This is a genomic window from Rhodococcus sp. JS3073 (genome assembly GCF_026810085.1).
GTDB classification, from domain to species: Bacteria; Actinomycetota; Actinomycetes; order Mycobacteriales; family Mycobacteriaceae; genus Rhodococcus_F; species Rhodococcus_F wratislaviensis.
Genome location: NZ_CP113951.1, coordinates 3355001 through 3378024, shown reverse-complemented (window position 1 = coordinate 3378024; position 23024 = coordinate 3355001). Strand labels below are relative to the sequence as shown.

Here is a 23024-nt window from a genome sequence, read left to right as displayed (position 1 = left end):
CCGCTCGGGAGTACGAGCCGAGGCTGCGGATTCCTGACGTCACTGCTCCCGACGAATAGGAGGTGATCCGATGCTCTGGTACGTCGGTCGCCGTTTGCTCCAGATGATCCCCGTGTTCCTCGGGGCCACGTTCCTGATCTACGCGATGGTGTTCCTGCTGCCCGGAGACCCCATCGCCGCGCTGGCCGGCGACAAGGCGCTCAGCCCCGCGGTGGCGGCCCAACTCCGTGCCCGATACCACCTCGACGAGCCGTTCCTGACGCAGTACCTCCTGTATCTGAAGGGCATCTTCACCCTCGACTTCGGTACGTCCTTCTCCGGCCGCCCCGTCAGTGAGGTTCTGGCGCAGGCATTCCCGATCACCATCAAGTTGTCGCTGATGGCACTTGCCATCGAGGGGATCTTCGGGATCGGCTTCGGCCTGTGGGCCGGACTCCGCAAGGGCGGCATCTTCGACAGTTCCGTCCTCCTCGTGAGCCTGGTGATCATCGCGATCCCGATCTTCGTCATCGGCTTCCTGGCCCAGTTCTTCGTCGGCGTGAAATGGGGGTTGGTGCCGCCCACGGTCGGGGGCAACACCAGTTTCAAGAATCTGCTGCTGCCCGCGTTCGTCCTCGGGTCGGTGTCGTTCGCGTACGTGCTCCGGCTCACCCGGACGTCGGTCGCCGAGAACCTCACTGCCGACTACGTGAGAACCGCGACGGCCAAGGGTCTTTCGCGGCGCCGAGTGGTGCAGGTGCACGTGCTGCGGAACTCGCTGATCCCGGTGGTCACGTTCCTCGGCGCCGACCTTGCCACCCTGATGGGCGGCGCGATCGTCACGGAAGGCATCTTCAACATCAACGGTGTCGGCGGCACGATCTATCAGGCGGTCACCCGTGGTGAGGCGCCGACGGTGGTGTCCTTCGTGACGGTGCTGATCGTCATCTACCTGCTCGCCAACCTGCTCGTCGACCTCCTGTACGCCGCGCTCGACCCGAGGATTCGCTATGTCTGAGAAAGTGGAGAACGAGTCGCCCCGGACGGGCGACCGGAAGACCCGTCAGGCGCATTTCGTGGCACCCGAAGAAGTGGCGGCGCCGGGAGAGACCGACGCCGTCCACATCGACCAGCCGCCGACGAGCATGTGGTCGGATGCGTGGCGGGACCTCCGCAAACGTCCGCTGTTCCTGGTCGCCACGGTGATCATCGTCGTGGTGATCGCCGTGGCGGCCTTCCCCGGTCTGTTCACCAGCACCGACCCCAGGTTCTGCGATCTCGCGTTCAGCATGCAGGGTCCGTCGGCGGGGCACTGGTTCGGATTCGACAAGCAGGGCTGCGACATCTACTCCCGCACGATCTACGGGGCGCGGGCGTCGGTGCTGGTGGGGGTCGGTGTCACGTCGATCGTGCTCGTCGTGGGCGTGGTGTTCGGTGCGGTCGCCGGGTTCTACGGCGGCTGGGCCGACTCGTTGCTGTCCCGGGTCGCCGACATCTTCTTCGGCATTCCGCTCATCCTCGCCGCGATCGTCCTGATGCAGCTGTTCGCCGACCGCACCATCTGGACGCTGGTCGTCGTTCTCGCTCTGTTCGGGTGGCCTCAGATGGCGAGAATCGCTCGTGGCGCGGTGATCTCGGCGAAGAACAACGACTACGTGATGGCGTCGCGGGCGCTCGGTGTGTCGAACATACGCACCCTCGTCCGGCACGTGCTGCCGAACTCCCTCGCCCCGATCATCGTGATCGCGACCATCTCGCTCGGCATCTACATCGTGGCCGAGGCGACGCTGTCGTTCCTCGGCATCGGTCTTCCGTCCACCGAGATCTCGTGGGGCGGAGACATCAGCACCGCCCAGGTCACGCTGCGTCAGGGGTCGCCGATCCTGTTCTATCCGGCGACCGCGCTGGCGATCACGGTGCTCGGTTTCATCATGATGGGCGACGCTCTCCGGGACGCGCTCGATCCCAAGGCCCGGAAGAGGTGAGCGCGGTGTCCACGAACGAACCAGCCGGGCAGAAGCATTCGGCCGACGAGGTGCCGCTGCTCGAGATCCGGGACCTGGAAGTGTCGTTCCAGTCCCATTCCGGGCTCGTGCCCGCGGTGCGCGGTGTCAGCCTCACGGTGTATCCGGGGCAGACGGTGGCGATCGTCGGTGAGTCCGGTTCGGGCAAGTCCACGACCGCCCACGCGATCATCAACCTTCTTCCCGGGACGGGCAAGGTGACCGGCGGTCGGATCCTGTTCGAGGGGCAGGACCTCGCGGAGGCCTCGGAGCGCGAGTTCGTCGCGCTGCGCGGTCAGAAGATCGGCCTCGTCCCGCAAGACCCGATGTCCAACCTCAACCCGGTGTGGAAGGTCGGCTTCCAGATCGAGGAGGCGTTGGAAGCCAACGGGATCGCGAAGGGCAAGGCAGCGAAGGCCCGTGCCGCCGAGCTGCTCGAAGAGGCCGGACTCGCCGACGCCGAGGACCGCCTCGGCCAGTATCCGCACGAGTTCTCCGGTGGCATGCGCCAACGCGCCCTCATTGCCATCGGGTTGTCGGCCCGCCCGCAACTGCTGATCGCGGACGAGCCCACCTCGGCCCTCGACGTCACGGTCCAACGCCAGATCCTCGACCATCTCAACGGTCTCACCAACGAGCTGGGCACCGCGGTCCTGCTCATCACCCACGACCTCGGCCTGGCCGCCGAGCGGGCCGAGCACCTGATCGTCATGAGCAAGGGGCGGGTGGTCGAGGCGGGGCCGGCGCTGGAGATCCTGCAGCGGCCGCGCCACCCGTACACCCGGAAGCTGGTGGCGGCGGCGCCGTCGCTGGCGTCGCAACGCCGGAGTTCCTCGCTGGCCCGGGCGGACATCCGGGAGCATGCCCTCGAGGTGGTCGGCGAGGCCGAACAGCACGGCGAGATCGGTGTCGACTTCGGCCAGGCGACCGACGACGTGGTCGTGGCCACCGGGCTGACCAAGGTGTTCAAGATCCGGCACGGGCTACGGAAGTCCACCGACTTCACCGCCGTCGACGACGTGTCGTTCGCGGTCCGGCGCGGGACGACCACGGCCATCGTCGGCGAGTCGGGGTCGGGCAAGTCGACGGTCGCGCAAATGGTCCTCGGACTTCTCGCGCCGACGTCGGGGAATGTCGTGTTCGACGGCAAGGACGTCGCGACGCTGGACCGCCGGGAGACGCTCGCGTTCCGCCGCCGGGTGCAGCCGATCTTCCAGAATCCGTACGGCACGCTCGACCCGATGTACTCGATCTTCCGCACCGTCGAGGAGCCCCTGCGCACCCACAAGGTGGGGACGAAGGCGGAGCGCGAAGCGCGGGTACGCGATCTGCTGGACAAGGTGGCGCTGCCGGCTTCGGTGATGCGGAGGTTCCCGAACGAACTGTCCGGTGGCCAGCGGCAGCGTGTGGCGATCGCCCGGGCGCTGGCGCTGCAGCCGGAGATGGTGGTGTGCGACGAGGCCGTGTCGGCGCTCGACGTGCTGGTCCAGGACCAGATCCTCACCCTCCTGAACGACTTGCAGGCGGAGCTGGGTTTGACGTACCTGTTCATCACCCACGACCTGGCGGTGGTGCGGCAGATCGCCGACGACGTGCTCGTCATGTCCACCGGCGCGATCGTGGAGAAAGCGACCACCGACGAGGTCTTCACGTCCCCGAAGGAGGAGTACACGCGGAAGCTGCTGGATGCGATTCCCGGGGGATCGATCCGGCTCGGCGCCTGACGCGGGGCGCCGGGTAGCGTTCCGATACGTGAGCGACCCGTTGCAGCCCCTCGTCGACCTTCCCGGCGTCCGCGAAGCCGCGGACCGTGCGCGCGACGCACTCGGTGCGGTTCACCGCCACAAGACCAACCGGCGCGGTTGGCCGACGACGGCGGCCGAGGCGGCGGTCCGGGCGGCCCGCGCCTCGGCGTCGCTGGACGGCGGCAGCACTGAGCTACCCGCCCCCGGCGAGGCCGGCGACCCGATTCTGTCGGGGGCACTGCGTGTCGGGCAGGCCCTCGACGGTGACGCCCTCACGCTGTTGCAGTCCACCTGGCAGCGGGCACCCCTGCAGGCCCTCGCACGGCTGCATCTGCTGGCCGCGGCCGACCTCGTGGAGGATCAGGAACTGCTCGGCAGGCCGCGGGCCGGGTCCGGCGTCGCGGAGCGGCTCGACGGTCTCGCACAGCTCGTGACGGGGGGAACGGCCGCACCCGCGCCGGTTCTGGCAGCCGTGGTGCACGGGGAATTGTTGACGCTGAAGCCGTTCGGGGTCGGCGACGGCATCGTCGCGCGCGCCGCGTCGCGTCTGGTTTCCGTGTCGAGCGGGCTCGATCCGCACAATCTCGGGGTGCCGGAGGTGAGCTGGTTGCGCCGGCAGCAGGTGTACCGCAACGGGGCTGCAGCGTTCGCGTCGGGCGAGCCGGAGGGTGTCGGCAGCTGGGTCGTCCTGTGCTGCGGCGCCCTGGAGGCCGGAGCGCGGGAAGCCACGTCGATCGCGGAGGCCGCAGCGAGTTAGTCGAATCCTTTGCGCTGCAAGAACTTACCGAACACGTGAAACGGGCGGCGCTGCCGACTGGTGTCGACTTCGCCGCCCGTTAGCACGGACAACCGGTTACCAAGCGTGCAAGGTGGGTTGTGTGGGTGGCCTCGGCGAGAGTCCGAATATCGTCGGGTCGTCCTTGCAACCTGTGCAGGGTCCTTGCCGGTGAAGACTCGAGTCTCGCAGGCCCACAACGCTTCTGCCCTTATAGTGGCTTATGCTTCGCGTGGGTACCTAGTGCCCGTGCTGGGAATCCTGGTCGGGAGATCGATCCTTCTCTTCTGGGTCGACCTTGGCCTTCCGTTCTTCCGTAACTCCTTTGTACCCCGTGACCCCCCTCACAGCAAGTATCAAATTCGGTTTGTGACCGTGTCGCGGGTTGCGGCGGTCAGCGCTTGCGGCGCAACACTCCATACGTGAATGCGCCCGCGACCAGGGCTCCGACACTCACCGCCGCCGTGGTCGCGACGGTGGTGGCGGACGGCGCCTGGAGGCGTGCCCGGAGGGAGACCGGATTCGAGAAAGTCAATATGGGCCAACCGTTTCCGGCCGCGGCCTTCCGCAACGCGCGGTCGGGGTTGACCGCAGTCGGGTGGCCGACCGCGGTGAGCATCGGGAGATCGGTCACCGAGTCGGAGTAGGCGTAGCATGCCGACAGGTCGTAGTGATATTCGTCGGCCAGTTGCCGCATCGCGTCCACTTTGCCTTCGCCGTAGCAGTAGAACTCCACCTCGCCCGTGTAGAGCCCGTCCGCGACCGCCATGCGGGTGGCGGTGCTTCGCGTGGCCCCGAGGGCCTCGGCGATCGGCGCCACCACCTCCTCGCCGGACGCCGAGACCACGATGACGTCGTGGCCCCGCAACTTGTGGTCCGCGATGAGGTCGGCGGCCTCGGCGAACACCAGTGGGTCCACGATGTCGTGGAGGGTTTCGGCTACCACGGACCGGACCTGGTCCACGTTCCAGCCCGCGCACATGCTCGTGAGGTAGGCGCGCATCCGCTCCATCTGATCGTGATCCGCGCCCGACAGCAGGAACAGGAACTGCGCGTAACTGCTCTTGAGAACCGATCGGCGATTGATCAGGCCCTGGTCGAAGAACGGTCTGCTGAACGCGAGGGTGCTGGATTTCGCGATGATCGTCTTGTCGAGGTCGAAGAATGCGGCAATCCGACCTGTCTCGGTGTGTCGACCTGTCTTGGCACTTCTCTGTGGCTTCGCGGTCACAATTTCCAAGGATATGCGGACTTCGGGTGGGGCGGGGGTTCGTATGAACGGTCGAAGGAAGGGTCTTTCGGCACTATCGACACGACGGAACGTTCAACAGTTGAACTTGCAAATACTGATCGGGGGAGGTGTAGTATTGCTGATGTCCGGATTTGATCCGGACGATGTTCAGCCCGACCCCCCGGGGCTGAACACTGACGACCCTCGCCTCCTCCCCCCCTGGCGAGGGTCGTCCTCTGTCTGCGGCAGGTCTGCCGCCTCCTCGGCCCGAAGTACTTAAATTGGTGCGGCAGTACCAGTTTCTATCCACAGGCCCGAAGTTGTCCACAGTTCGAGCTGAGCCCCTTCCGGCGGTCTCCGGCAGCGGGCACGCTCGCTGCATGGACGCAGAAGGCGGGGGTGAAGTGCTGGTTCTGATCGACGACCCGGCACTGCTGCACAGCATCAGGCGCGTGGCGGCAGCCGCCGACCGGGCGCTGAACGAGGTCGACGTCGCCGACGCCCGGCATCTCTGGGGAAGCGCCCCGATCGTCGTGCTCGACGCGCGCGCAGCCGCAGCGTGCCGCAACCGGCTCCCACGGCGGCGCCGTGTGGTGCTGCTGTGCGACGGGCCGCCGGGCATCGACGAGTGGCGGATCGCGACCGCGGTCGGTGCGGAACACGTGCTCGCCGTGCCCGAGGACGAGTCGGCACTGGTCGCCGTGCTCGGCGAACAACCCCAGCGTCCCGAAGCGGACGGCACCGTCGTCGCCGTGGTCGGTGGATGCGGCGGTGCGGGCGCCTCCACGCTGGCGGCGGCGACAGCCCTCACCGCCGCGTCGCGACCGCAGTCCACACTTCTGCTCGACACCGATTCGTGGGGGTCCGGCCTCGACGTGCTGCTGGGCATCGAGGACGTGCCCGGACTGCGATGGTCGGGTCTGTCGATCGAAGGCGGCCGGATCTCCTCGGGTGCGCTCCGGGACGCCCTCCCCGCCCGCGGCGAGCGGCTGCGGGTGCTCGCCTGCAGCAGGACGGGGCACGGCGCCGGACCGACAGCGGCCGCGGTCCGTGCGGTCACCGAGGCCGGCCGCCATGCGGGCGATCTGGTCGTGTGCGACGTGTCGCGGTTTCCCGGCCCGGTCACGGAAACCGTCCTCGAACTCGCCGATCTGGTGGTCCTCGTCGTGCCCGCGACTGTCCGGGCCTGCATCGCCGCGGGAAAGGCGTCGCAGTGGATCACCGAGAGGAACCCCAACCAGGGACTCGTGGTCCGCGGTCCGGCACCCGGCGGGCTTCGGGGCGCCGACGTCGCGGAGGTTCTCGACCTGCCGCTGATCGCGTCGATGCGCGCCGAGCGCGCGCTCACCGGAATGCTCGAACACGGCGGACTGCGGCCTGGCAGGCGCTCCCCGCTGGGCGTCGCGGCCGAGGCGGTCCTCGACACGGTCGGCAGCAGACCGCGGTCGCGGGAGTGGGCGGCATGAGTTCCCTCGTCACCCCCGACCTCCTCGACCGGGTGCGCGAACGTCTCGCGCACACGTCCGGCGAGCCGACGCCGGCGACGGTCGCCGCTGCCATCCGCACCGAGTCGGGCGGCGTGCTCGGCGACACCGACCTGCTCGGGGCACTGCGGGTGCTCATGACCGAACTCACCGGTGCCGGGCCGCTCGAGTCGTTGCTGACGGAGCCCGGAGTCGCGGACGTGCTCGTCACGGCGCCCGACCGGGTCTGGGTCGACCGAGGCCGCGGGCTCGAACGCGCAGCCGTCCGCTTCACCGACGAGGCGGCGGTGCGCCGACTCGCCCAACGTCTCGCGCTGTCTGCCGGACGCCGTCTCGACGACGCTCAGCCGTGGGTCGACGGACGACTGCGGGACGTCGGAAACGGCTCGTTCGGTGTGCGGCTGCATGCCGTCCTCGCCCCCGTGGCTCAGGGCGGCACCTGCCTGTCGCTGCGGGTGCTGCGCCCGGCCACCCAGGGGCTCGGCGCGCTCGTCGCGGGCGGTGCCGTGGCCGAGGCGGCCCACGACCTGCTGGTGAAGATCGTGCACGCGCGGCTCGCCTTCCTGGTCACCGGCGGCACCGGCGCAGGCAAGACCACGCTGCTGGCGGCGCTGCTGGGGGCAGTGGACCAAGCGGAACGGATCGTGTGCGTCGAGGATGCCGCGGAGTTGGCGCCGACGCACCCGCACGTCGTCCGGCTCGTGGCCCGCGCACCCAACGTCGAGGGTGTGGGTGAGGTGACCGTCCGGGACCTCGTCCGTCAATCCCTGCGTATGCGTCCCGACCGGATCGTCGTCGGCGAGGTTCGCGGCGCCGAGGTCGTCGACCTGCTGACGGCTCTCAACACAGGCCACGACGGCGGTGCCGGAACGGTGCATGCCAACTCGCCCGAGGAGGTTCCCGCCCGGCTCGAAGCGCTTGCGGCACTGGGCGGAATGGACCGCTCGGCGCTGCACAGTCAGCTCGCCGCCGCCGTCCAGGTGATCCTGCACGTCCACCGGTCTTCGAGCGGGGCGCGGCGGCTGACGCAGATCGGTGTCGTCACTCGCGACGAGTACGGGCACGTCACGATCATGCCCGCCTGGAACCACGACACGGGTGAGGGTCCGGCGGTGGACCGGCTCCGTCACTTGTGTTCCCGGCGTGGACCGGAGGGTTCGGAGACGGAGGTGCCGTCGTGATCGCCGGTCTGGTAGTGCTCGCCTGTGCGGTGCTGGCGGTGCCGTCCGCACGATCGCGGCCCCGGTTGCTCGCGGTGACGGGCAGGGAGGGTCCCCGGCGCCGGATGCGTCTGCCCTGGGTGGTTCCGGCGGCGCTCGCCGGTATTCCGATCGTGTACGAACTGGGCGGACTCTGTGCGGTTCTCGCTGCGATGATCGTCTGTGCAACAGTGCGTTTCAGATCGTCACGACGTAGGTCGGCGAGAGCCAAGGACGCGGATCTGCGTGTCATACTGTCGAGCCTCGAGGTCGTGACAGCGGAACTTCGTGTGGGCGCCCATCCGGCTGCGGCATGCCAGACGGCCGCGGACGAGTCGGCAGGCAGTGTGGCGGCTGCATTTCGGGCCGCGTCGGCGCGGTCGCGGCTCGGAGGATCTGCCGCCGACGGGTTCCGGATCGCGGACTCCCGCGTCGGTGCCGAGTTGGGGCGCATCGCCGACATCTGGGCGGTGGCCGACGCGCACGGTCTCGCACTGGCGGAACTGCTCGAGGCGGCACGAACGGACCTGTTGGGACGCAGTCGCTTCCGTCAGCGAACCGAGGCCTCGCTGGCCGGGGCGAGGGCCACGGCGACCGTACTGGCCGGGCTGCCGCTCCTGGGTGTCGGTCTCGGCCAGATGATGGGGGCGTCGCCTTTGGCGGTGCTGTTCGGCGGGGGTGTGGGTGGAATCCTGTTGCTGCTCGGGGCAGGACTGGTGTGCGCGGGCCTGTTGTGGACCGACCGGATCACCGGACGTGTGACGGGATGATCTGGTGCGTGGTACTTCTCCTCGCCGGCGCCGTGCTGGTGTTGCCCGCACCCCGATCGCCGATGCAGCGACTGCGCGGCGACACCGGTGGCCCGGGTGATGCGGCGTCCTCGGTGGACGACACCGCGCGCCGCGAGGACCCGCTCGCGATCGCCGCGACCTTCGACCTGCTGGCAGCGTGCCTGCGCGCCGGACTGCCGGTCGCGACCGCGGCGCAGGCCGTGTCGCGGTCGGCGCCCGCGCCTCTGTCGGAATCGCTGCGCCGCGCCGCAGACCTGCTGTCGCTGGGGGCGGACGCGGCGACCGCGTGGGAGGCGGCGGCGTCGGACCCGGCCACCGAATCGCTCGCCCGCATGGCGCGCCGGTCGGCCGCATCGGGGTCGTCGCTCGCCGGTTCGATGACGGAACTCGCCGCCGACGGCCGAATCCAGGTCGAGCACCTGGCGGCGGCGTCGGCCGAACGGGCGGGCGTGCTGATCAGTGGCCCCCTCGGGCTGTGCTTCCTGCCGGCATTCATCTGTCTCGGGATCATCCCGGTCGTCGTCGGGCTGGCCTCACGCGTGCTGGACGGCGGGCTGTTGTGACACATCGACACTTCCGGCGCAGAACCGCTGCGCCGGACACTCTGAAGGGGGAACACCATGGGACACGGAATCCAGGCCTTGGCGGAAGTGCGAGCACTGACCGCCCGCTTGACGCTGCTCGCGACGGACGAGGACGGCATGTCGACCGCGGAGTACGCCATCGGCACCATCGCGGCCGCGGCCTTCGGCGCAGTCCTGTATTCGGTCGTCACCGGCGACAGCATTGTCACGGCGTTGACGAACATCATCGACAAAGCGCTGAACACCGCGGTGTGATGAGCGCGGCCGAGAACCTGCGCCGGTCGGAGGCCGGGGGCGTCACGGTCGAGGCGGCTATCGCGATCGCGTCGATCGTGGCGGTGGTCGTGCTGTGTGTCGGAGCGATCACCGCGGCGACGCTGCACGTCCGGTGTGTCGACTCCGCCCGCGAGGCTGCGCGGCTCGCTGCCCGTGGAGATCGCGAATCGGCGATCTCCACGGCGGCGAGAGTGGCCCCCGACGGCGCCGACGTGTCGGTCCGGTCCGAGGGGGAGTTCGTCGTCGCGACCGTGCGGGCTCGCAGTCCGCTTCTTCCGCTCGTGAACATCTCCGCGGAGGCGGTGGCTGCTCTCGAACCCGCGGTGCCGGGGTGGAGCGGGGGAGGGCGGTGAGTTCGGGGATCACCGACGACCGCGGTTCCGTGACCGTCACTGCGTGCTGTGCGCTCGCGGCGCTGATGGTGGTCACGGCGATGCTCGTGCACGTCGGCTCGGCGGTATCGGTGCGGCACCGGGCGCAGTCCGCCGCAGATCTGGCTGCCCTCGCCGCGGCCGTCGGGCTGGACCGCGGTACCGAGGCGCCGTGTGCCGCGGCGAGGGAGGTCGCGGGACGAATGCGCACCGAAGTCGTGTCCTGTGAGATCGACGACTGGGACGTCGAAGTGGCGGTCACCGCGCCGGTGCTTCTGTCCTCGCTGGGTGTCCGGGACGCCCGGGCAGTGGCGAGGGCAGGTCCCGCGGAGTGACATCGAAGCGTCGCGGTGGTCGGTGTCGCTCCAGCGTGTGGGAGGTTTCCCTGATTATGACCAGATCGGTAACAATCCCCCGCTCAGGAAGTATTGGACGGCATCGATCCTGTGATGCGAGTCTCACTGATGCGAGCTGGTTTTCATCCACACCACTCCCTTTGGCGAGAGAGGGCATTACATGACCACGGCACCACCGAAGCGGACCGAGGCCGAGACAAAGGCGCGGAGGGCGGGCATCGCCTCGTTCATCGGCACCACGATCGAGTGGTACGACTTCTACATCTACGGCACCGCGTCGGCGCTGGTCTTCGGTCAGGTGTTCTTCTCCGACACCCTGCCTGCGGGCATGGGCACCCTGCTCGCGTTCGTCACGCTGTGGGCGGGGTTCCTCGCCCGCCCGATCGGCGGCATCGTCTTCGGCCATCTCGGCGACAAGATCGGTCGAAAGAACACCCTGGTCATCACGCTCATGATGATGGGCACCGCGACCGTCGGAATCGGACTCCTGCCCTCCTATGCGCAGATCGGGATATGGGCACCCGCCGCCCTGGTATTCCTCCGGGTCGTCCAGGGTGTGGCAGTGGGCGGTGAATGGGGCGGGGCGGTCCTGATCGCCAGCGAGAACGCACCCAAGGGGAAGGGGATTCTGTACTCGGCGTTCGCCCAGCAGGGGTCGCCCGCCGGAAACCTCCTGGCGACCATGGCGTTCTTCCTGCTTTCCGCCATGCCCACCCCGGCTTTCGTGCTCTACGGCTGGCGAATCCCGTTCCTGATCTCCGCGGCCCTGGTGATCGTCGGCATGATCATCCGCCTCAAGCTCGAAGAGTCGGACGCGATGAAGACCGTGCTGAAGCGCAAGAAGACCGTCGCACTGCCGATCGGTGAGGTGCTGCGCAAGCATTGGGTCCTCGTTCTCCTCGGTGCGGGCGCGCTGCCCCTGGCCCAGGTGACGTACTTCAAGAACACCTTCGCGTTGTCGTGGGCCACCAGCGAACTCGGCTACGACCGGGGCGCGTTCCTCGGCGCGATCGCCATCGCACTCGTGGTCCAGTTCATCGTGCAGCCGTTCGGCGCCGTCCTGGTGTCCCGGATCGACATGCGGAAAGCCATGTGCATCATGGTGATTCCCGAGTTCATCCTGATGCCGGCAATGTTCTTCGGGATCCGGACCGAGAACTTCGCCATTGCCGTCGTCGCGATGTGCCTCGCGACCATTCCGCATTCGATGTTCTACGGCGCCATCGCCGGAGTGCTCGCGCGTGCCTTCCCCGCCAACATTCGCTACACCGGTCTTTCGGCGGCCTACCAGCTGTGTTCGCTGGTTGTCGGCGGCGGCACCCCGGTGCTGGCGCAGTGGATGCTCAACTCGTCCGGAAACATCGTCGGTGTCGCGTTCGTGTCGGCCGGTTATGCCGCAGTCTCCCTGATCTGCACGCTGTTGCTGCTGAATCGGACCGGCTTCGACGCGCGCCGGTTGTCGACCGCGGAGCAATCCGACGCGGACGAACTGCAGCTCGACATCGATGAGGACGATGCGGTGGACACCGCTCCGAGCGCAGGGCAGACACGTGCGACAGCCCACTCCTGACCGTCCGGCTCAGTCCGGAGTGGGCAATGCCTCCTCGGACAGCCTGAGGACTTCCCGTAACGCGGCGCTGTCGTCGTCCGCTCTCCACGCGATCCGCAGTTGCAGAGTGCTGGGACCGCCGACCAGCGGGAGGAACACGACGTCCGGGTTGTTGACGTTCTCGGCCACGGAGGAGACGGTCAACGCACAGCCGACCTCCGCGGACACCAACGCCATCAGCGCCATCGAGTCCGGGGCGCTCTGCACGATCCGGGGCGTGAAACCGGCGTCATGGGCCGCCCTCTGCAGGGAGTCGCGCAGCGCCGATCCGGGATCGGCGGGCAGCGTCACCCAGGGCTCGGTGGCCAGCTCCTCGATGCGAACACTGTCACTGCCTGCCAGCGCGTGGTCGGTGGGTACGGCCACCACGAAGTCCTCGTTGAGGATGACGCGGGACGCGATGCCGGGCGGGGTGAAGATCCACCGGACCAGACCGATGTCGAGTGTTCCGTCGAGGAGCTTGTTCAGTGCTTCGCTCGCGAAAGCGGAACTGTCCAGAACGAATTCGATTCCGGGGTGGGTGTGCCGGACGAGTTTGGCCCACCGCCCGATGAGCAGGTGGGACGAGACTCCGGCGAAGCCGATGCGCACCCGGCCGACCTGTCCGCGCCCGGCGGCGGCGACGGCGATCTCCGCGAGCCGGCAGGCGTCCAGGATCTCGCGCGCCGGGCCGAGCAGTGCCTCACCGGCCGGCGTGAGGCGAACGTTCCGGGTGTTTCTTTCGAAAAGAGTTGCCCCGAGCTGCTTTTCCAGTTGCCGAATCGTTCGGCTCAACGGCGGCTGGGCCGAGTGCAGGCGCTGCGCTGCCCGGCCGAAGTGCAGTTCCTCGGCGACCGCGAGAAAGGCAGTGATCTGAGAAATCTCCACGGGAGAACTATTGCAGTTCCAGCAACAGATTTGTCAACACTATTGATTCACACGGCGGTAATCCGGCGGGGAGGGTCCCGAGGCGACCTCCCGTCGTTCCGGAGAAGGGCATGGCGATGAGCAAAGTGGTCAGCATGGCGGAAGCCATAGGAACGTACGTCGAAGACGGCATGACCGTGTGCCTCGAGGGCTTCTCGCATCTCATCTCGTTCGCGGCTGCGCACGAGATCATCCGGCAGGAACGGCAGAACCTCACGCTGTGCCGGATGACGCCCGACATCGTGTCGGATCAACTCGTGGCGGCCGGTTGTGTCACCAAGCTCGTGGCCTCGTTCTTCGCGAGCGGCTCGGCCGGATCACTGCACGAGTTACGACGCCGCATCGAGCACCACGATCCGGTGGCCCTCGAGGTCGAGGAGTACAGCCATTACGGAATGGTCTGCCGCTATCAGGCGGGTGCCGCCGGCCTCCCGTTCTTTCCGCTGCGCTCCTACGCGGGAAGCGACCTTCCCCGGCTCAATCCCCGAATTCGACTCGTCGACGATCCCTACGGGGAGGGCACCGTGTACGTCGTGCCTCCGCTGAACCCGGACGTCACGATCGTTCACGCGCAGCGCGCCGACCGCCAGGGCAACGTGCAGATCTGGGGTATCTCCGGGGTCCAGCAGGAAGCGGTGTACGCCGCGCGGAAGGCGATCGTGGTCGTCGAGGAGATCGTCGACGACGAGGTCGTCCGCTCCGACCCCAGTCGCACGTTGATCCCCTCCCACGCGGTCGATGCCGTGGTCGTCTGTCCGCGCGGGGCGCATCCGTCCTACGTGCAGGGCTACTACGACCGGGACTGCGCGTTCTACCGGCGCTGGACCGCCATCAGCAAGGACTCCGGACTCCTGCAGGCCTGGCTGAAGGAATGGATCCACGGCACTGCGAATCACGACGAGTACCTGGACAAACTCGGCGACGACTACTGGAACGACCTCGCCGTCGAGCCTCGATTCTCCGAACCAGTCGACTACGGGAGCCGGAAATGACCACAGCACCAGTCCGAGCGATCTCGGCGACGGAGGTCATCGTGTCCGTCGCCGCCCGCGAACTCGCCGGGAAGCGGCGCGTGTTCGCCGGCGTCGGCTTGCCGACGCTCGCCGTCGATCTCGCCAAGAGGACGAGCAACCCGGACGTCGAACTGATCTACGAATCGGGAGTGTGCGGCGCCCACCCCGCCGCGATGGCCGAGGGGATCGCCGACTCGGTCGTCGTGTCGGGCGCCGAGTCGGTGGTGTCGATGTCGGCGTTGTTCGGTTACGTGCTGCAGGGCGGCAACGTCGACGTCGGATTTCTCGGCGCGGCCCAGATCGATCGGTACGGCAGCCTCAACACCAGCATCATCGGAGACTGGGACAAGCCGACAGTCCGGCTGCCCGGCGCCGGTGGCGCGGTGGAGATCATGCCCAACGCCGGCGAGATCTTCGTGGTGATGCGGCGACACGACCCGAGCGCCTTCCCCGCGGAACTCGACTTCTGCACGTCGCCGAGTCCTGTCCGGGCCCGGGCGGCAGGTGACGGGATCATGCCCCGCGGTCGAGGGGTCACGAAGGTGTTCACCAACCTGGGGGTGCTGTCGCGGCAGGGCCCGTTCGACGAACTCGAACTGGTCAGCGTGCACGAGGGGGTCACCGTCGACGAGGTGCGAGCGCAGACCGGCTGGGAATTGCAGGTGGCCGACGATCTCACGGTGACCGCCCCGCCGACCGGTGAGGAGATTCATTTGCTCCGCGACGTGATCGACAAGGTTCGGCTGTATTTGCGCTGAACCCTCAGCCGAGCGAGTCGAGTACCGCCGTCAGGACCCGGATCGCGCCGTCCTTGTCGAGAGGGTCGTTGCCGTTTCCGCACTTCGGCGAGTACACGCAGGACGGGCACCCCGAGGTGCATTCGCACGATTCGATCGCTTCCCGGGTCGCGCCGAGCCAGCGGGTGAGTTCGGCGTGCCCGCGGTCGGCGAATCCGGCGCCGCCTGCGTGACCGTCGTAGACGAACACAGTGGGAAGTCCGGTGTCGGCGTGCAACGCCGTCGAGACCCCGCCGATGTCGCCTCGATCGCACACCGCGACAAGAGGCAGTAACCCGATTGCGGCGTGTTCGGCGGCGTGGAGCGAACCGGGCACGCGTTCGGCCGGAACACCCGCCTGCACCAGAAGTTCGGGTGTGACGGTGTACATCACCGCGCGGGTGGGGAGGGTCTGCCTCGGCATGTCCAGTTCCACTGCGTCGAGTATCTCGCCCGAAGACAGTCGTCGGAGGTATCCGATCACCTGATGGGTCACCTCGACCTCGACGAGCGCGACCTCGACGTCGCCGAACTGCTTCTGTTCGAGCACCGAGGTGACGGTGATCTCGGTGGTTTCGCGAGCCGACGTCGTCCAGTCCGGGTCTTCGGCGTGCACCAGGGCGAGTCCCTGGTCGAGGTCGAGTTCGTCGACGACGTACGACTCACCCTGGTGGATGTGGACGGCGCCGGGATGTGCCGTGGCAGGAGCGCGGCCGGTGTCGACGGTTCCGAGCATGCGTCCGGATTCCGACACGACAATTGCCACCTGAGTTCCGATTCCACCCCGGATATCCACTGCGCCATGAGGATTTGTGCCGGCGGTGACGAACCAACCGTGTGTGCGTCGGCGGATCAGGCCCTGCTCCGCCAGCTTCCCGAGTACCTCGATCGCCCCGAACGCCTCGGCCTCCGCGTCGGACAGCGGTAGTTCCATTGCCGCGCAGAGCAACTGCGGGCCGAGGACGTACGGATTGCTCGGGTCCGTGACAGTCGCCTCGACGGGCTTGTCGAGCAGCGCGGACGGGTGATGGACGAGGTAGGTGTCGAGGGGATCGTCCCGCGCGACCAGGACGACGAGCGACCCTTCGCCGCGTCGGCCGGACCGGCCTCCCTGTTGCCAAAACGACGCTACCGTGCCGGGGAACCCGGCGACCACGACGGCGTCGAGGCCGGCGATGTCTACGCCGAGTTCCAGCGCATTCGTCGTCGCCGCCCCCAGCAGCGTGCCGTCGGCGAGTGCGGTCTCGAGTTCACGACGATCCTCGGCGAGGTACCCGGCTCGATACGACGCGACTCGCGTCGCGAGTTCGGGATCGATATCCCCGAGTAGACGTTTGGTCGCCATCGCGGTCAGCTCCGCGCCCCGGCGGGAGCGCACGAAGGTGAGGGTGCGGGCCCCTTCGACCATCAGGTCGGCCATGATGCGCGCTGCCTCCGAACCGGCGGGCCGTCGAACGGGGCTTCCGTTCTCCCCGGTGACCTCCCGCATGAGCGGGGGTTCCCACAGCGCGACCGTCCGGGGGCCGTGTGGTGAACCGTCTTCCACGACCTCGGCGCAGGGCGCTCCGATCAGCCGCGACGCCGCCGCCCCGGGGTCCGCCGTGGTGGCGGACGCGAGGACGAAGACGGGATCGGCGCCGTACCGGGCCGCGATGCGCCGGAGCCGCCGCAGCACGAGCGCGACGTTCGAGCCGAAGACACCACGGTAGGAGTGGCATTCGTCGATCACCACGTAGGCCAGATTGCGGAAGAAGTGCGCCCATCGCTGATGGGTCCGGAGGAGGGAGATGTGCAGCATGTCGGGGTTCGTGAAGAGCCACCGCGAGTTCTCCCGTGCCCAGTGCCGCACCTCGAGTGGGGTGTCGCCGTCGAACGCGCACGGGCACACGCCCCGGAGGTCGTCCCCGGCATCCAGGACTTCCGAGTCGATGAGCGACGTCACGGCCCGCAGCTGGTCTGCGCCCAGTGCCTTGGTCGGCGAGAGGTAGAGGGCGGTCGCCCGCGGATCCGTTGCCAGAGTGGTGAGTACCGGAAGCTGGTAGGCCAGGGACTTGCCCGAGGCGGTGCCGGTCGACACCACGACGTTCGACCCGTGACGGGCCAGGTCGGCGGCGGCGGCCTGGTGCGTCCAGGGACGGGGGATCCCGTTCTCCTGCATGGCCCGGACGACGCTCGGGTGCGCCCACGCGGGCCATTCCGACAGCTGAGAAGTCCGGGCAGGCATTTCCGCGGCGAAAGTGAGCGGGTTTTCGTCCCGGGGGACACCCTCGAGGACTCGGTTCAGCAGCGCTCGGCCGTATGTTTCGCCCGTATTTCCACTGTCGTCACGTGGTGAAAACGGTGTGCTCACTGATGTCTCCGGGCTGTCGTAGGGGACGGGCGAGTAGCTTCCACACCGCCACGACCTGCGCATTTGATGATAACGAGTGCCCCTTCGGGGCTGTCGCGCGGGGTGCCGCGACCCCGGCGTCAATCCGCTGTTTCGCGCCTGTTCGCTACAAGATCAACTTTTTGTGTGAATTGTTCGGATTTCGACTGTTGCGTTCGCGGAGTTCATGGTTGACTACAACTGGTCGCAGCTTCTGTGTTCGTAGGCTTGAAAGAGTGAACGTTCGCAGGATCGATGTTGCGAACGCGGTGCTCTGCTTTTCCTGAGGGGGAAATCTAGAAGTACAGCGGTCGGAACCGGCCCGGTGGACTGTATGTGCTGTCCGCCGAATCCGGTGGTTAGAAAGAGAAGGAAAAGCATGGCACAGGGCACTGTGAAGTGGTTCAACGCGGAAAAGGGCTTCGGCTTCATCGCACCCGAAGACGGCTCCGCTGACGTCTTCGTTCACTACTCCGAGATCCAGGGCAGCGGTTTCCGCACCCTCGAGGAGAACCAGCGCGTGGAGTTCGAGGTCGGCCAGGGCACCAAGGGCCCCCAGGCCACCGGCGTTCGCGCAGTCTGATTCTGCCGTTCACATTCGTGAACACGTAAATCAGATAGGCGGGGTCCTCGTGGCCGCGTCTGATTCGTCCCCCATCGCCTGAGGCGGTGGGGGACGAGTCGTTTTCACGGCAACGGTGCCGTGGCAATAGGGGGTACTTCAGTGAGTCAGCTCTCCTTTTTCTCCGCAGAGGCGATGCCGCCGGCGGTCACCGACTTGTGCGGTCTACTCGCCGCGACGGGCCAGGTGGTCACATCGGCCGGGCGTGCGCGCATCTCGATCGTGGTGGACGCGCCGTGGCGGGCGGAGGCTATTGCAGAGCTGATCGCCCAGGCCGGACTCGAGGTCGAGATCACGCGCAGCGACGAGGGCAGCCCGCTCGTCCGCACCGCAGCGGTCGTCGACTTGCGGCCGCTCGCGGACCAGTGGACGAGGGGAGCGGTCAAGGCGGTGCCCTCCGGCTGGGTGCCTTCGGGGCGTCAGCTGAGGGTGTGGGCACTCGCGTCGGGCAGGAGCGAAGCGGAGGGCGAGCGGTTCGTCCTCGGACTCGACCCGCACGCCCCGGATACCCACGCGCCGTTGGCTCAGGCATTGATGAGAGCAGGCATCGCGCCGACGCTGATCGGCACCCGTGGCTCCGGTCCGGGGCTCCGAATCTCGGGTCGGCGTAGGCTCGGCAGACTCGTCGAGAGCATCGGTGAGGCGCCCGGAAATTTGGACGACCGTACCGGTTGGCCCCACGTGTAGAGCCGCGTAGACGGTACTGATCTGCGAGGATGGGTTCCGGGTATGTCACTCTAGTAATAGGCGAACCGGGTATAAAAGGGTTTGTCTGCACAACTGTCGAGTGGCAGCGATCGACTTCAGGAAGGCTCGGGCTACAGGTGGCTAAAGGGGACAACGGCAGTGCACAGGGTGCGGCGGGAGCGTCCGGCCAGCCTCGCCGCCTCGTGATCGTCGAGTCGCCGACCAAGGCCCGCAAGATCGCCCCGTACCTCGGAAAGAACTACGTCGTCGAGGCGTCGGTCGGCCACATCCGCGACCTTCCACGCGGAGCCGCAGACGTCCCGGCCAAGTACAAGGGTGAGTCGTGGGCGCGGCTCGGCGTCAACGTCGACCATGATTTCGAACCGCTCTACGTGGTCAGTCCGGAGAAGAAGTCCAAGGTCACGGAGCTGAAAAGCCTCCTCAAGGACGCCGACGAACTCTTCCTCGCCACCGACCCCGACCGCGAGGGCGAAGCGATCGCCTGGCACCTCCTCGAGACGCTCAAACCGAAGATTCCGGTTCGCCGGATGGTCTTCCACGAGATCACCGAGCCGGCCATCCGCGCCGCGGCCGAGGACACCCGCGAACTCGACAACGACCTGGTCGACGCGCAGGAGACCCGCCGCATTCTCGACCGTCTGTACGGCTACGAGGTCAGCCCCGTGCTGTGGAAGAAGGTCATGCCGAGGCTGTCGGCAGGCCGCGTGCAGTCCGTCGCCACCCGCGTCATCGTGCAGCGGGAACGCGAGCGGATGGCGTTCCGCTCGGCGTCCTACTGGGACATCTCCGCCACCCTCGACGCCGGCGCCGAGGCCAGCCCCCGCAGTTTCGGGGCGCGCCTGGTGAGCGTCGACGGCTCCCGGGTGGCCACCGGCCGCGACTTCGGCGCGGACGGCCAGCTGAAGACGAGCACCGTCACGGTTCTGGACGAGGCGCGGGCGCAGCGTCTGGCCGAGTCCCTCGCCGGTGTCGACCTCACCGTCTCCTCCGCCGAGAGCAAGCCGTACACCCGCAAGCCGTACGCGCCGTTCATGACGTCGACGCTGCAGCAGGAGGCGGGCCGCAAGCTCCGCTTCACGTCCGAGCGGACCATGCGCATCGCGCAGCGGCTGTACGAGAACGGCTACATCACCTACATGCGTACCGACTCGACGACGCTGTCGTCGTCGGCGATCGCTGCCGCCCGCGCGCAGGCCACCGAGTTGTACGGCGCCGAGTACGTGCACGACACACCGCGCCAGTACACGCGCAAGGTCAAGAACGCGCAGGAGGCGCACGAGGCCATCCGCCCCGCCGGCGACGTGTTCCAGACCCCCGGTCAGCTGCATTCCCGCCTCGACACCGACGAGTTCCGTCTGTACGAGCTGATCTGGCAGCGCACCGTGGCGTCGCAGATGGCCGACGCGCGGGGCACGACGCTGACCCTGCGGATCACCGGAACCGCGGGCACCGGCGAGGAGTGCACCTTCTCCGCATCGGGCCGCACCATCACGTTCGCCGGGTTCCTGAAGGCCTACGTGGAGAGCGTCGACGAGGAGGCCGGCGGCCAGTCCGACGACGCCGAGTCGCGCCTGCCGGTGCTCGTCGAGGGTCAGGCGGTCACCGCCACCAAACTCGATCCCGACGGTCACACCACCAACCCGCCCGCCCGCTACACCGAGGCGAGCCTGATCAAGACCCTCGAAGAACTGGGCATCGGCCGCCCGTCCACGTATTCGTCGATCATCAAGACGATTCTCGATCGCGGATACGTCTACAAGCGCGGCAGCGCGCTGGTCCCGTCCTGGGTGGCGTTCGCCGTCATCGGCCTCCTCGAGATGCACTTCGGGCGGTTGGTCGACTTCGACTTCACCGCCGGGATGGAAGACGATCTCGACGCGATCGCCGGTGGCCGCGAACAGCGCGGCAACTGGCTGAGCAGTTTCTACTTCGGCGGCGATCACGGCGCCGAGGGTTCGGTTGCCCGTGAGGGCGGCCTGAAGAAGATGGTCGGCGTCAACCTCGAGGAGATCGATGCTCGCGAGGTCAACTCGATCAGGCTCTTCGACGACGCCGAGGGACGGGAAGTGCACGTCCGGGTCGGACGGTTCGGTCCGTACCTCGAGCGGATGGTCCAGAACCCGGACGACCCCGAGGGCGACCTCATCTCCCAGCGGGCCAACCTGCCCGACGACCTTCCGCCGGACGAGCTGACACCGGAGTACGCGGAGAAGCTCTTTTCGACTCCGCAGGAGGGCCGCAAGCTGGGCGTCGACCCGCTCACCGGGCACGAGATCGTCGCGAAGGAGGGCCGCTTCGGCCCGTACGTCACAGAGATCCTTCCCGAGCCGGAACCGGAGCCCGAACCGGCAGTGGTGCCGGTGACCGACGAATCGGGCGACGGGACGACCAAGACGAAGACGGCAGCCAAGAAGGCGCCGGCGAAGAAGGCGGCGAAGAAGGCCACCGGTCCGAAGCCGCGGACGGGCTCGCTGCTCAAGTCGATGGACTTGGCGACGGTGACCCTCGACGACGCCCTCAAGCTGCTGTCGCTGCCGCGGGTGGTTGGCGTCGATCCGGAGTCCAAGGAAGAGATAACCGCGCAGAACGGTCGCTACGGCCCGTATCTGAAGAAGGGGACGGATTCGCGGTCCCTCGCCACCGAGGACCAGATGTTCACGGTGACCCTCGACGAGGCTCTGAAGATCTACGCGGAGCCCAAGCGCCGCGGACGTCAGGCCGCCGCCACCCCGCCACTGCGTGAGCTGGGTGTCGACTCGGTCAGCGAGAAGCCGATGGTGATCAAGGACGGCCGGTTCGGGCCGTACGTGACCGACGGTGAAACCAACGCCAGCCTCCGCAAGGGCGACGAGGTGGAGTCCATCACCGACGCCCGCGCTTCGGAACTGCTGGCGGATCGGCGTGCCCGCGGTCCCGTCAAGAAGAAGGCCGCCGCGAAGAAGGCGCCCGCCAAGAAGGCCGCAAAGAAGACCGCCGCCAAGAAGGCGCCGGCCAAGAAAGCGGCCGCGAAGAAGGCAGCGGACAAGAAGGCGTGAGCCGGTACCTCGGGCCGGCCGGGTTGTCGCACGTGCCGGTTAGGCTGGCGCGGTGACGGTATTCGACCGGTTGGTGGGCCAGGAGGACGTCGAGGCCGAGCTGACGGCCGCGGCGACTGCCGCCCGTCGTGGAGTCGGTGCGATGGGCTCCTCGATGACGCATTCGTGGCTGTTCACGGGCCCGCCCGGATCGGGTAGGTCGGTGGCCGCGCAATGTTTCGCCGCCGCACTCCAATGCACCAGCGACGGCGTTCCAGGCTGCGGCGTGTGCCACGCCTGCACTACCGCGATGGCCGGTACCCACGGAGACGTCCGGCAGGTCGTCCCCGAGGGCCTGAGCATCAGCGTCAAGGAAATGCGCGCCATCGTGCAGACCGCCGCTCGCCGGCCGAGCACCGGGCGCTGGCAGATCGTCGTCGTCGAGGACGCGGACCGGCTCACCGAGGGTGCGGCCAACGCTCTCCTGAAAGTGGTGGAGGAGCCGCCGGACCGCACCGTGTTCCTGTTGTGTGCGCCCTCCGTCGACCCGCAGGACATCTCCGTGACGCTGCGGTCGCGCTGCCGGCACATCCATCTCGTGACCCCGTCGGCCGACTCCATCGCCAAGGTCCTGCGCGAGCGGGACGGCCTGGACCCCGCCGATGCGCAGCTGGCTGCCTCGATCAGCGGCGGTCACGTCGGGCGCGCCCGACGTCTCGCGACGGATCTCAATGCCAAGGTGCGCCGTAAGGACGCTCTGGATCTCGCTGTCGCGGCGCTGCGGCCCGCCACCGCGTTCGCCGCGGCCGAGGAACTGGTGCGTTCCGCCGACGCGGAGGCGAAGGAGATGAGCGCGTCCAGGGACGAGCAGGAGACCGAGGAGTTGCGCACCGCGCTGGGGGCGGGCGGCACCGGCAAGGGTGCGGCCGGAGCCCTGCGAGGTTCGGCCGGCGTGCTGAAGGATCTCGAGAAGCGCCAGAAGTCCCGGGCCACTCGCACGGGCCGTGACGCACTCGACCGTGCACTGATCGATCTGGCCGGCCTCTACCGCGACGCGCTTGCCGTCGCATGGAAATCGAACGCGGCCGCGAACCATCCGGACATGGCGGATCGGGCAGCCGACCTCGCCTCGCGGACAACTCCGGAAGGGCTCCTGAAGTGCATCGAAGCCATCCTCGAGTGCCGCGAAGCGATCACCGTCAATGTCAAACCGC

General features: G+C 67.9%; 21 protein-coding genes (1 of these 21 cut by a window edge). 18 read left to right on the top strand and 3 right to left on the bottom strand.

The genetic code is table 11. The annotated features are described in order from the left end of the window. The first annotated feature begins 70 nt into the window (after positions 1-70). From OYT95_RS15220 to OYT95_RS15205, 4 genes are read left to right on the top strand one after another with little or no spacing between them, the layout of a single operon-like run. Entirely contained in the window at positions 71-997 is a 927-nt protein-coding gene (locus tag OYT95_RS15220) for an ABC transporter permease (protein ID WP_037228913.1), read from the top strand. After that, entirely contained in the window at positions 990-1964 is a 975-nt protein-coding gene (locus OYT95_RS15215) for an ABC transporter permease (protein WP_268791853.1), read from the top strand. Before OYT95_RS15220 ends, OYT95_RS15215 begins: the two co-directional genes overlap by 8 nt. Continuing rightward, complete coding sequence (locus OYT95_RS15210) at positions 1961-3706, top strand: dipeptide ABC transporter ATP-binding protein (protein WP_268791852.1); 1746 nt, start codon at positions 1961-1963, stop codon at positions 3704-3706. Before OYT95_RS15215 ends, OYT95_RS15210 begins: the two co-directional genes overlap by 4 nt. Before the next feature lie 28 nt (positions 3707-3734). Further along, the gene (locus OYT95_RS15205; RefSeq protein WP_112302066.1) at positions 3735-4484 is read left to right on the top strand and encodes an oxidoreductase; all 750 of its coding nucleotides are present in this window, start codon (positions 3735-3737) and stop codon (positions 4482-4484) included. Positions 4485-4896: 412 nt separating this feature from the next. On the opposite strand, the gene OYT95_RS15200 is transcribed toward OYT95_RS15205, so the two are convergent. After that, entirely contained in the window at positions 4897-5733 is an 837-nt protein-coding gene (locus OYT95_RS15200; RefSeq protein ID WP_037228907.1) for an HAD-IB family hydrolase, read from the bottom strand. A gap of 380 nt (positions 5734-6113) precedes the next feature. Here OYT95_RS15200 and ssd point away from each other — a divergent pair, with 380 nt between their 5' ends. The 8 genes from ssd (at position 6114) to OYT95_RS15160 (ending at position 12364) form a co-directional block, all read left to right on the top strand. Then, positions 6114-7199, top strand: a complete 1086-nt coding sequence (ssd, locus tag OYT95_RS15195; RefSeq protein WP_112302064.1) for a septum site-determining protein Ssd — start codon at positions 6114-6116, stop codon at positions 7197-7199. Continuing rightward, entirely contained in the window at positions 7196-8398 is a 1203-nt protein-coding gene (locus tag OYT95_RS15190; protein WP_037229300.1) for a TadA family conjugal transfer-associated ATPase, read from the top strand. Before ssd ends, OYT95_RS15190 begins: the two co-directional genes overlap by 4 nt. Next, on the top strand, positions 8395-9186 hold the full coding sequence (locus tag OYT95_RS15185) for a type II secretion system F family protein (protein WP_174233892.1): 792 nt from the start codon (positions 8395-8397) through the stop codon (positions 9184-9186). Before OYT95_RS15190 ends, OYT95_RS15185 begins: the two co-directional genes overlap by 4 nt. Beyond that, entirely contained in the window at positions 9183-9770 is a 588-nt protein-coding gene (locus OYT95_RS15180) for a type II secretion system F family protein (protein WP_037228902.1), read from the top strand. The genes OYT95_RS15185 and OYT95_RS15180 overlap by 4 nt, the downstream gene beginning before the upstream one ends. Positions 9771-9827: 57 nt before the next feature. Beyond that, positions 9828-10046, top strand: coding sequence for a DUF4244 domain-containing protein (locus tag OYT95_RS15175; protein WP_037228900.1), 219 nt, complete (start codon positions 9828-9830; stop codon positions 10044-10046). Then, a complete protein-coding gene (locus tag OYT95_RS15170; RefSeq protein ID WP_112302062.1) occupies positions 10046-10420 on the top strand; it encodes a TadE family type IV pilus minor pilin in 375 nt (124 codons plus the stop codon). The genes OYT95_RS15175 and OYT95_RS15170 overlap by 1 nt, the downstream gene beginning before the upstream one ends. Beyond that, complete coding sequence (locus tag OYT95_RS15165; RefSeq protein WP_268791851.1) at positions 10417-10773, top strand: Rv3654c family TadE-like protein; 357 nt, start codon at positions 10417-10419, stop codon at positions 10771-10773. Before OYT95_RS15170 ends, OYT95_RS15165 begins: the two co-directional genes overlap by 4 nt. 181 nt (positions 10774-10954) lie before the next feature. Next, positions 10955-12364 (top strand): MFS transporter, encoded by a 1410-nt coding sequence (locus OYT95_RS15160; protein ID WP_268791850.1) that lies wholly within the window; start codon positions 10955-10957, stop codon positions 12362-12364. Positions 12365-12373: 9 nt separating this feature from the next. Here OYT95_RS15160 and OYT95_RS15155 read toward each other — a convergent pair whose 3' ends face one another. After that, complete coding sequence (locus OYT95_RS15155; RefSeq protein ID WP_112302059.1) at positions 12374-13270, bottom strand: LysR family transcriptional regulator; 897 nt, start codon at positions 13268-13270, stop codon at positions 12374-12376. Positions 13271-13380: 110 nt separating this feature from the next. Here OYT95_RS15155 and OYT95_RS15150 point away from each other — a divergent pair, with 110 nt between their 5' ends. Beyond that, positions 13381-14301 (top strand): CoA transferase subunit A, encoded by a 921-nt coding sequence (locus tag OYT95_RS15150; protein ID WP_037228888.1) that lies wholly within the window; start codon positions 13381-13383, stop codon positions 14299-14301. Further along, positions 14298-15080 carry a CoA-transferase subunit beta gene (locus OYT95_RS15145; protein WP_268791849.1) on the top strand — a complete coding sequence of 261 codons (783 nt, stop codon included), beginning with the start codon at positions 14298-14300 and terminating at the stop codon, positions 15078-15080. Before OYT95_RS15150 ends, OYT95_RS15145 begins: the two co-directional genes overlap by 4 nt. Before the next feature lie 4 nt (positions 15081-15084). Here the strand turns inward: OYT95_RS15145 and OYT95_RS15140 are convergent, their stop codons facing one another. Then, a complete protein-coding gene (locus tag OYT95_RS15140) occupies positions 15085-17448 on the bottom strand; it encodes a DEAD/DEAH box helicase (protein WP_037228885.1) in 2364 nt (787 codons plus the stop codon). A 397-nt stretch (positions 17449-17845) separates the two neighbouring features. Between OYT95_RS15140 and OYT95_RS15135 the strand changes: the two genes are divergently transcribed. The 4 genes from OYT95_RS15135 to OYT95_RS15120 form a co-directional block, all read left to right on the top strand. Continuing rightward, the gene (locus OYT95_RS15135) at positions 17846-18049 is read left to right on the top strand and encodes a cold-shock protein (protein ID WP_005248460.1); all 204 of its coding nucleotides are present in this window, start codon (positions 17846-17848) and stop codon (positions 18047-18049) included. A gap of 141 nt (positions 18050-18190) precedes the next feature. After that, a complete protein-coding gene (locus OYT95_RS15130) occupies positions 18191-18775 on the top strand; it encodes a hypothetical protein (protein ID WP_268791848.1) in 585 nt (194 codons plus the stop codon). 137 nt (positions 18776-18912) lie between these two features. Continuing rightward, a complete protein-coding gene (gene topA / locus OYT95_RS15125) occupies positions 18913-21831 on the top strand; it encodes a type I DNA topoisomerase (protein ID WP_112302057.1) in 2919 nt (972 codons plus the stop codon). Between the two features lie 52 nt (positions 21832-21883). Continuing rightward, on the top strand, positions 21884-23024 hold the 5' portion of the coding sequence (locus OYT95_RS15120) for a DNA polymerase III subunit delta' (RefSeq protein ID WP_037228875.1). 74 nt of this gene lie beyond the right edge of the window; 1141 of the gene's 1215 nt are visible here — the first part of the coding sequence; the start codon lies at positions 21884-21886; the stop codon falls past the right edge of the window.